Source organism: Pseudomonas sp. UFMG81, assembly GCF_015354575.1.
GTDB lineage: Bacteria > Pseudomonadota > Gammaproteobacteria > Pseudomonadales > Pseudomonadaceae > Aquipseudomonas.
In genome coordinates this window covers 1-7,776 of sequence record NZ_JACAFQ010000069.1, presented here as the reverse complement: position 1 = coordinate 7,776, position 7,776 = coordinate 1, and the positions used below count along the sequence as shown (strand labels likewise).

The 7,776-nt window shown below is 62.8% G+C and carries 7 protein-coding genes; 5 read left to right on the top strand and 2 right to left on the bottom strand.

From position 1 onward, the window contains the following. Both IX761_RS26885 and IX761_RS26880 read right to left on the bottom strand, forming a co-directional pair. Window positions 1-676 (bottom strand): hypothetical protein (locus IX761_RS26885; protein WP_194792507.1); only part of this gene is annotated, 676 nt, incomplete at its 3' end. A gap of 14 nt (window positions 677-690) precedes the next feature. Continuing rightward, window positions 691-1,269, bottom strand: coding sequence for a 2OG-Fe(II) oxygenase (locus IX761_RS26880; RefSeq protein ID WP_194792506.1), 579 nt, complete (start codon window positions 1,267-1,269; stop codon window positions 691-693). Between the two features lie 195 nt (window positions 1,270-1,464). On the opposite strand from IX761_RS26880, the gene IX761_RS26875 reads away from it, so the two are divergent. The 5 genes from IX761_RS26875 to IX761_RS26855 all read left to right on the top strand — a co-directional run bounded on the left by IX761_RS26875 (window position 1,465) and on the right by IX761_RS26855 (window position 7,205). Further along, entirely contained in the window at window positions 1,465-2,952 is a 1,488-nt protein-coding gene (locus IX761_RS26875; protein ID WP_194792505.1) for a YifB family Mg chelatase-like AAA ATPase, read from the top strand. Between the two features lie 251 nt (window positions 2,953-3,203). After that, a complete protein-coding gene (locus tag IX761_RS26870) occupies window positions 3,204-3,455 on the top strand; it encodes a DUF2790 domain-containing protein (RefSeq protein ID WP_194792504.1) in 252 nt (83 codons plus the stop codon). Between the two features lie 28 nt (window positions 3,456-3,483). Continuing rightward, window positions 3,484-4,500: an alpha/beta hydrolase gene (locus IX761_RS26865; RefSeq protein ID WP_194792503.1), complete on the top strand. Its 1,017-nt coding sequence runs from the start codon at window positions 3,484-3,486 to the stop codon at window positions 4,498-4,500. A 224-nt stretch (window positions 4,501-4,724) separates the two neighbouring features. Then, window positions 4,725-6,512 (top strand): monovalent cation:proton antiporter-2 (CPA2) family protein, encoded by a 1,788-nt coding sequence (locus tag IX761_RS26860; RefSeq protein WP_194792502.1) that lies wholly within the window; start codon window positions 4,725-4,727, stop codon window positions 6,510-6,512. 138 nt (window positions 6,513-6,650) lie between these two features. Further along, on the top strand, window positions 6,651-7,205 hold the full coding sequence (locus IX761_RS26855) for a PBECR2 nuclease fold domain-containing protein (protein ID WP_194792501.1): 555 nt from the start codon (window positions 6,651-6,653) through the stop codon (window positions 7,203-7,205). The last annotated feature ends 571 nt before the right edge of the window (window positions 7,206-7,776 follow it).

Below are 7,776 nucleotides of genomic sequence, written 5' to 3'. Positions count from 1 at the left end.
GTGGCGGGGATGATGGCAGAGGGTTATTGATAATCAACGAGCTGCCTATCGATATGCTATCGTCGACCGGATTCCAGTAGACAGCCGCAGATTTGCCCGAATAGGCACCCGTTATCATGTCAAATGGCACCAGTTGCAAATCAGGCGCTAACCAGTGCTGTGGGTATGCGGCATCTTGGGTGCTACCAAAATAACGATCTATTACAGGCCCCACAAAATTACTGTATAGGCTCCTCACCGCGTCAGAATTTAAAATACCAATTAGCCCTGCTGTCGCACCCACGGCAACAAACGCTGTAGCCAGAGCACTAGATCCAACAGCCAAAAGTGTGAATCCTGCTGCCACCCCAACCACGTTGCCTATCAGGCTGATGACATCGCCCCTCTCAAACTTTTCGTTTTTTTTGTAATCAGCACTGATTTTCAGAAAAGTAACAGTACCCGCGAGGAGGTTGGTTGAAATATTCAGAAATGGCACAGCACCTTGGGTAAGCGTCACGATCGACGTTACCGAGGCCGTTACGGCGACACCTGTCTGCACATTTTGACTGACGAGGCTATAGCCCGTCTTGTCAGTATTGAACTGATCAACCAATGACGTTCCCGCATTGGCATGCCCTACCCCCTCGTTGACCCTCTCGACAACACCAACAATTACACTAACTTTCCCTGCCATGAATAAGATTCCTTTCAAATGATTGTCTTGAACGCCAGCGTCATGCGTAACTGATCGCACGTCGCGGCTGGCGACCTCGCGCTATGGGGAACATGACCGTTGAAGACAACCATCCGCCCGGGTTTTGGCAGGACTGACTTCAAGATGTTTTCCTTGCGATGGTCATAAAACACCAACTCTCCACCCCACGAGGTAGCCCAGTGTTCATTGCAGAACAGAACAACCGTCAAACCTTGCTCATCGACCTTGTTATCACGGTGAATGGGCGAGTCCTGGCCCGCAGTTTGTCCATTGGCGTAAACACCCAATAACGTTGCCGTTTGCATATGCGCAAGTTTGACTCGCCGCCAGAAATCAGCGAGAAATCCCCACTGTTCATGATGGATCAAGTCATCGCCGGCGCATTGTCTTTCTGGGCGCTTTCTCCCCACGATAAAACTGTGCCAGCACGGCCTTGCATGGGGCGCGTGATTGACAGGCCAACCATAACGCCAACAGGCAGTGCTCAGTTGTCGGTTAATTCGCTTTAACTCGTCCGAAGTCGCAGCATCATCAACAACACAGATATCCCTCTCACTAAATACAAGCTCCATCTACCCCGGCTCCTTTTCGGGTTAGCGCTTTGTGCGCTGGTTAATGAAGCCTATGAAGTTGCGATCAGCGTGGGCACAGGGAAATTCATTCACGACATCCCGTGTCGCACTTTCACCCGCCTTCTTCCACCCGTACGACCTAAGCTCTGCCAGGGCCGCAGGACGCGCCCTACCGCAAGCCAACACGGAGTTCCCATGTCCCTCGCCCTCGTCCACAGCCGCGCCCAGGTCGGGGTGCTGGCCCCCGCCGTCAGCGTCGAAACGCACCTGGCCAACGGCCTGCCCGCGCTCACCCTGGTCGGCCTTCCAGAGGCCACGGTCAAGGAGAGCAAGGACCGGGTCCGCAGTGCCATTGTCAATTCCGGGTTGGACTACCCGGCCCGGCGCATCACCCAGAACCTCGCCCCCGCAGATCTGCCCAAGGACGGCGGGCGCTACGACCTGGCCATCGCTCTGGGGATCCTCGCCGCCAACGGCCAGGTGCCGGTAGCCAGCCTCGACGACATCGAATGCCTGGGCGAGTTGGCGCTCTCCGGGGCATTGCGCCCGGTGCAGGGCGTACTGCCCGCCGCGCTGGCGGCGCGGGATGCGGGGCGAGGGCTGGTGGTACCCCGGGAGAACGCCGAGGAAGCCAGCCTGGCCAGCGGGCTGGTGGTGTACGCAGTGGGTCACCTGCAGGAACTGGTCGCCCACCTGAGCGGGCAGTTGCCGCTGGCGCCCTATGTGGCCAACGGTTTGATCATGGAGCAGCGTCCCTACCCCGACCTCAGCGAAGTGCAGGGCCAGGCCGCCGCCAAGCGTGCACTGCTGGTGGCCGCTGCCGGCGCGCACAACCTGCTGTTCACCGGGCCGCCCGGCACCGGCAAGACCTTGCTGGCCAGCCGCCTGCCCGGCCTGCTGCCACCGCTGGACGAACGGGAAGCGCTGGAGGTGGCGGCGATCCGCTCGGTGAGCGGCCACGCACCACTGGACTGCTGGCCGCAAAGGCCGTTTCGCCACCCGCACCACTCCGCCTCCGGGCCGGCGCTGGTCGGTGGGGGCAGCCGCCCGCAACCAGGCGAGATCACCCTCGCCCACCACGGCGTGCTGTTTCTCGATGAACTGCCTGAATTCGAGCGACGCGTATTGGAGGTGCTGCGCGAACCCCTGGAGTCGGGTGAGATCGTGATCGCCCGGGCCAGGGACCGGGTACGTTTCCCCGCTCGCTTTCAGCTCGTCGCGGCGATGAACCCCTGCCCTTGCGGCTATTTCGGCGACCCCACCGGCCGCTGCCGCTGTAGCCCGGAACAGATCCAGCGCTATCGCAACAAACTCTCCGGCCCCCTGCTCGACCGTATCGACCTGCACCTGACCGTAGCCCGTGAGAACACGGTGCTGACCAACCAGCCCAGTGGCGAAAGCAGCGCCAGTGTCGCCAGCATCGTCGCCGAAGCACGCGAAATGCAACAACGCCGCCAGGGCTGTGCCAATGCCTTTCTCGACCTCAAGGGCCTGCGCCGGCACTGCGCGCTGGAACCTGTGGACCAGGCCTGGCTGGAGCAAGCCTGCGAACGCCTGACCCTGTCATTGCGGGCGGCGCACCGGTTGTTGAAGGTGGCGCGGACGTTGGCGGACCTGGAGCGGGCGCCGGCCATCGCCAGGGCGCACCTGGCCGAGGCGATGCAATACCGGCCCGGCACCTGATGCCCGGCTTACGTGTAATCGCGGCCTGCCTCTCCCCGTAGGAGCCGGCTTTGCCGGCGAACACCGGCGTAGCCAGTGCCCTCCACCGCGGCGGCTGGTTCGCCAGCAAAGCTGGCTCCTACGGCGCACATGCAAGCCCTTAATCGTCTCCATAGTTGAAATATATTTTGCGCGCTAAATAATAGCGCGCAATATTCAGCTCACGCAGCAAGCAGTCGCCAACCCCACTCAGTAGCACCTGGAGAACGATCATGACCCTTCGCAAAGCCTTCGCCCTCACCCTCACCACCCTGGCCCTCGGCACCAGCGCCACCGCCTTCGCCACCGAGGCCACCCCCTACCACTACGGTATGAAGCTGGACATCGCCCAGGTGATCGCCGTCGATGCCCCGGCCAATGCCCAGGACGACAGCCACACCGCGACCCTGACCTACCGCGACAGCAGCGGCCAGCTGCGCGCCGTGAGCTACGCCCAACCGACCTTCCTCAGCAACCAGAACTGAGCCACTCGCCCAACCAAGGAGCAAGCACATGACCCTGTCCCGCACCCTGACCGCCGGCCTGCTGGCCCTGGCCGTGAACAGCGCCTTCGCCGCCGGTAGCCCCGGCGTCGAGCCCACCACTCAAGGCTTCCTCGACGCACTCGCCGCCGGTGGCGGCAAGCCGCTGGAAACCCTCGCGCCGAAAGACGCCCGCGCAGTGCTGAGCGGCGCCCAGGCCGGGGCCAAGGTCGACCTCTCGGGTATCCGCGTCGAGCGCCGCACCATCCAGGCCGACGGCAAAGCGTTGGAAATCCGCATCGTGCGCCCCGAGGGCGCAAAGGGCGAGCTGCCGGTGTTCATGTTCTTCCACGGCGGTGGCTGGGTGCTGGGCGACTACCCCACCCACGAACGGCTGATCCGCGACCTGGTGGTCGGCTCCGGTGCGGCGGCGGTATACGTCGACTACACGCCTTCGCCGGAAGCGAAGTTCCCCACCGCGATCAACCAGGCCTACGCCGCGACCCGCTGGGTGGCCGAGCATGGCCAGGAGATCGGCGTGGACGGCAGCCGCCTGGCGGTGGCCGGCAACAGCGTCGGCGGCAACATGGCGGCGGTGGTGGCGATCAAGGCCAAGGAGGCCGGTACACCGAAGCTGCGTTACCAGGCGCTGCTGTGGCCGGTGACCGACGCTAACTTCAACAATGGCTCGTACAACCAGTTCGCCGACGGCCACTTCCTGACCCGCAACATGATGCAGTGGTTCTGGGACAACTACACCACCGACCCGCGCCAGCGTGACGACATCCATGCTTCGCCGCTGCGTGCCAGCCTCGATCAGCTCAAAGGCCTGCCACCGGCCCTGGTGCAGACCGCCGAGATGGACGTGCTGCGCGACGAAGGCGAAGCCTACGCCCGCAAGCTGAGCGCTGCCGGCGTGCCGGTGACCAGCGTGCGCTACAACGGCATGATCCATGACTATGGTTTGCTCAATGTACTGAGCACCGTACCGAGTGTGCGCACTGCCATGGACCAGGCGGCACAGGCACTGAAGGTGCACCTGCAGTAAGCGCTCGCTGGTCGATCACCTACGCGGGGCAAGCCCGCTCCCACATGGGTTTACAAGGCCTTGTGGGAGCGGGCTTGCCCCGCGATCTTCCAGCAAAGGTCTTGGTTTCAGAACGATGCTTCCCGCCAACCCAGGATTGTCCTGTTTCCCTCCCCGCACCAGAATGCCCGCCTCTTTCATCGATGGCATAAGCTGTCGCTACACGCCGTTCAAGGAACCGAGCCATGCCACACGAAGGCAGCCTTCTACAGACTGCGGTGATCTTCCTGTTCGCCGCCGTCATCGCCGTCCCCCTCGCCAAGCGCCTGCAACTGGGCGCCGTGATCGGCTACCTGCTGGCGGGCGTGGCCATCGGCCCACAGGCCCTGGGCCTGATCCGCGACACCGAGAGCGTCGCGCACATTTCGGAGCTGGGCGTGGTGTTGCTGCTGTTCATCATTGGCCTTGAGCTCTCGCCCCGGCGCCTGTGGCTGATGCGCAAGGCCGTGTTCGGCGTCGGCACCGCCCAGGTGCTGCTGACTGGCGCGGTGATCGGCGCCATCGCCCTGTTCGCCTTCAGCCAGACCCTGCCCGCCGCCATCGTCCTGGGCCTGGGCCTGGCGCTGTCGTCCACCGCCCTGGGCCTGCAGAGCCTGGCCGAAAGCAAGCAGCTCAACGCCCCCCACGGCCGCCTGGCCTTTGCCATCCTGCTGTTCCAGGACATCGCCGCGATCCCACTGATCGCGCTGGTACCGCTGCTGGCCGCCAGCGGCCCGGACACCAGCCACGGCGACAGCCTCGAGCATGGCCTGAAGGTGTTCGCCAGCATTGCCGTGGTCATCGTCGGTGGCCGCTACCTGCTGCGCCCGCTGTTCCGCATCGTCGCTCGCACCGGCCTGCCGGAAGTGTCCACCGCCACCGCGCTGCTGGTGGTGATCGGCACTGCCTGGCTGATGGAAGAGGCCGGCGTCTCCATGGCCCTGGGTGCCTTCCTCGCTGGCCTGCTGCTGGCCGATTCGGAGTACCGGCATGAGCTGGAAGCGCAGATCGAACCCTTCAAGGGCCTGTTGCTGGGGCTGTTCTTCATCAGCGTCGGCATGGGCGCCAACCTGCGCCTGTTGCTGGAGATGCCGCTGGTGCTGCTGGGCCTGACCCTGCTGCTGATCGCGGTGAAACTGGTGCTGCTGATCGGCGTCGGCCGCCTTGCCGGTGGCCTGAACAGCGCCAGCGCGCTGCGCCTGGGGATGGTGCTGGCAGCCGGTGGCGAGTTCGCCTTCGTGGTGTTCAAGCTGGGCAAGGACCAAGGCCTGTTCGACACGCAAACCTACGACCTGCTGCTGATGACCATCACCCTGTCGATGGCCATCACTCCACTGCTGATGCTCGGCTGCGCCCGCGCCCTCAAGCGCCCGCAACCGGTGCGTGAGGTGCCCGAGCAGTACAAGACCATCGACGCCGGCACCCCGCGCGTGGTGATTGCCGGCATGGGCCGCATGGGCCAGATCGTCGCGCGCATCCTGCGGGCACAGAAAATCCCCTTCATTGCCCTGGAAACCTCGGTGGACACCATCGAGATGACCCGCATGTTCGAGCAGGTGCCGGTGTTCTACGGCGACCCGCTGCGTGCCGAGGTGCTGCATGCAGCCAAGGTGGGTGAGGCCGAATACTTCGTCATCACCATCGACGACCCCGAGGCGGCCATCCGCACCGCCGAGCGGGTCAAGCGCCTGTACCCACACCTGAAGGTCATCGCCCGGGCGCGCAACCGCCAGCATGTGCACAAGTTGATGGACGTGGGCGCCGAGCCGATCCGCGAGACGTTCCACTCCAGCCTCGAGATGAGCCGACGCACGCTGGTCGGGCTGGGGCTGTCGCAGGAGCAGGCGGCGCTCCGCATCCAGCGCTTCGCCGAGCATGACGAGCAGGTGCTCGAAGCCCAGGGGTTGGTGCGGGATGACCGGGCCAAGGTGATGCAGACGGCCAAGGAGGCGCGGGTGGAGTTGGAACGGTTGTTCGAGTCGGATGAGGGGTGAGGCTCAGGTGAAGGCTATTGGCAGGGAAATGCCTTACAAAAACTGTCGATAGCCTTCTGATTGTTCGAGCAAAGCCTGCTCCCTAGGCTGGTCGGGTCGCCGCCATTACAGCGAAACTGATCGCTGCATGGGACCTCCTTGAGCACCCACCCTCCCCGCCCGAAAATCACAGAGAAGAAAGGCCAGAGCACTTGGCTGCACAGGCAGTTGCCCGATCTCAGGACGCTTGATCGAGCATGGCGTGCGCCTGCCGTCGAAGAGCTCGTTGCGGCTGACGACCATCAAAGCGCAATCGATGTGGTCGCCTATCACCTTGGCCTGAATATATTGCCCATGGCCTCGCGGGTGGTCTTCACGCCGATGGGCGCAATCCAGATCCACCGCAACTGCATCGCCCATATCGTCGAGAAACGCCAGGATGCCCGGGAGCGATACGCCAGCATGGCGCTGGACACACTGATCGGACCTTTCGAGGTGTGGCGGGTCGCGTACAGCAATGGCACCCACAGGCTGGCGTTCATCGGCGCTTACGAAGCCAAGCGGCAAATGCTGGTGATCGTCACGCTGGAGCGAGGCAAGCTGCTGTGGAACTTCATGCAATGCGATGCGAAAGCCCTGAACAAACATCGCCATGGCGAGCTGCTGTACCAGCGCTATGAGCTTTGGCCAGGCAAAGAAAAGGGCCACTGCTGACAGTGGCCCTGAAGCGATGCTTGATATTCGTATACACACCCTCAAGCAGGGGTGTGGAGGTCTCACCCTACGCTGATGATTCAGCCATCGACGGGGTTCCTCCACCAGTTATAGCTGCTGAATGGCAACTGGTTTCGCGCTCACCGGAAACGCTAACAACAGTTCCCCGGCAAGTCAACGGAGGGAGACACACGGTATCTGGCGGGATTACCGGGGAAAACAGCGCGAAACCAAGACCATCAGCAAGATCACACAACACATGAAGAAAACGCTTACTGGCCGACCTATAAGCAGGGAAATACCCTACGAAACCTGTCGATACCCTTCTGATTGTCCGGAGAAACCATGCCCTCTAGGCTTTCTCGGTCGCTGTCGGTTCAGCGATCGGGCGTGGAAACCCGGCTGGTTGGTTATCGGAATGCCTGTCGTAATGGCAGCTGTATGCGGGAGGCCCAAGGCCTGCCGGGGTTCTCCGATGACCTGGTTTTCCACCCCGTATACAGCCGCCACCCTTCGCGTGGAAACGGACGGTGCCGGTCAATTTCTATCGGAGTTTGACCATGAACAAGAT